The 962-nt window shown below is 40.5% G+C and carries 1 protein-coding gene; it reads right to left on the minus strand.

Going from position 1 to position 962, the window contains the following annotated elements; translation table 11 throughout:
• Positions 1 to 962, minus strand: a 962-nt coding sequence (locus ACFIO3_RS14045; protein WP_375608907.1) for a tyrosine-type recombinase/integrase, incomplete at both ends; no start/stop codon positions are given.

Genomic DNA, 962 nt, shown 5'->3' on the forward strand with positions numbered 1-962 from the left:
ACCTCATAGGGGGCATCGGTTGTTTCAGCAAGCCAATCGCGTAAACTAGAGCGAAAACCATGGGGGCAGGCTTCAATTTTATTTTTTCTCATGTAAAGATACATACACTTCTCAGCAAGGGGACCGCGACCTTTAGCAGAAAAAAAGAAATCATTACGAGAAAGCAAGCGCGCTTGTTTTAAAATTTCTAATGCTTCAGATGATAAAGGCACACGAAATTCTGTTGTAGCATCACGCTTTCCTTTCATATTTTCAGCAGGAATAGTCCATATATCCCCATCAATCTGGTCTTTATGAATATGACGTAAAGGATTTGTGCGAACGCCTGTCAGAATAAGCAAACGCAAAGCCAATTGTGTCATAGTTATTTTTTGACAAAGTGTTTTATAAAAAGCCGGCACATCTCTCCAATCCATTGCAGGTAAGTTTTTTATTTTATGGCGTTGTTTACCTAAGAGAGCGCGTGCTTTTTCTGTTGCCTGTAAATCAACATCCAAACCTAATGCAGCCGCATGTTTGAGACAAAGATGAAGACGATTAAGAGCTCTATAAGCAGTTCCAGCTTTTGTATGCCAAATAGGGGCAAGTGTATTGCGTATCTCTGTTTGGGTAATCTCAGAAACGGGCAGACAGCCTAATTTGGGGAGAATATGAAGGCGTAATGGTAAAAACCAACTTCCATTCTTACCATCATTTTTTAATTCAGCTTTCCGACTTTCAAAAGCATCTACAGCAATGTCTTTTAAATAATGGAGATTGCTTATTGCTTCACGCTTTTGTTTCTCACGTTCTTTAATGGGGTCACGACCCTCACGTAAAACCGAACGCCACCCAGTTGCCAATTCACGTGCTTGTTTTAAAGAGACATCTCTCAAAGCACCCAATCCCATTTCACGACGACGTCCGTGAATAGTATAACGGTAAATCCATTGAGCACCACCATCTTTACGCTTATGAAGTAA

The organism is Bartonella sp. AD328YNZD (assembly GCF_042196425.1).